The following is a 550-nucleotide window of genomic DNA, read 5'->3' as shown; positions in this document are numbered from 1 at the left end:
GTACAGCGACGGCAGCCAGACGGTCACGCACAGCTACGACGGTCTGGGGCAGCTCACGCAGACGGGTGCGGCGGGCCGGACGCTGCGCTATACGCGCGATGCGGCGGGCAATGTGACGGATATCGCGTGGCCGGACGGCTTCCACGTGGCGACGACGTACGACAGTTACCGGCGTGCGGTGCAGATACTGGAGAACGGCACGGTGAGTCTGGCGAAGTACAGCTACGACCCGCTGAACCGTCGCACGCAGGTGGACCTGGGCAACGGCACGCGCACGGAGCTCGCGTACGACGGTCAGGGCGGGCTGTCGACGCTGAACCACCGCTTCACAAGCAGCACGGAGGACTGGCTGGCGACGTTCACGCGTAACCAGCTGGGGGAGATCCGGCAGGCGGGTGTGACGAACAGCCGTTATGCGTGGAATCCGGTGGCGGCGAGTACGGCGTATACGGCGAACGCGCTGAACCAGTACACGGTGGCGGCGGGACGGAGCGCGACGTACGACCTGAACGGCAACCTGACGGGCGACGGGGTGTGGACGTACGCCTAT

The 550-nt window shown here is 66.9% G+C and carries 1 protein-coding gene; it reads left to right on the top strand.

What is annotated here, in order from left to right:
- The coding region (locus HV796_RS43210; protein ID WP_175233669.1) for an RHS repeat protein at positions 1-550 on the top strand (550 nt) is incomplete at both ends.

The organism is Paraburkholderia humisilvae (genome assembly GCF_902859855.1).
GTDB lineage: Bacteria > Pseudomonadota > Gammaproteobacteria > Burkholderiales > Burkholderiaceae > Paraburkholderia > Paraburkholderia humisilvae.
This window is presented reverse-complemented; position numbering and strand designations above follow the sequence as displayed.